1 protein-coding gene is annotated in these 224 nt (G+C 51.3%); it reads left to right on the top strand.

The window, feature by feature from the left end; all coding sequences use genetic code 11:
- A partial coding sequence (locus B3V51_RS11410; protein WP_286708457.1) for an adenylosuccinate synthetase occupies positions 1–224 on the top strand: 224 nt, incomplete at both ends.

Genomic DNA, 224 nt, shown 5'->3' with positions numbered 1-224 from the left:
ACTTGCTTTATCGGTAATGGCGTAGTGTTAGCGCCTGATGCATTGCTCAAAGAGATGAAAGAGTTGGAAGACAACAACGTACCAGTACGTGAGCGTCTACGTATCTCTCCCAACTGCCCACTTATCATGCCTTATCATGTGGCCCTTGACCAAGCTCGTGAAGCCAAGCGCGGCAGCGGCAAAATTGGTACAACAGGTCGCGGTATCGGCCCTGCCTACGAAGA

It is taken from the genome of Psychrobacter sp. UBA2514 (genome assembly GCF_002341255.1).
GTDB classification, from domain to species: Bacteria; Pseudomonadota; Gammaproteobacteria; order Pseudomonadales; family Moraxellaceae; genus Psychrobacter; species Psychrobacter pacificensis.
This window is presented reverse-complemented; position numbering and strand designations above follow the sequence as displayed.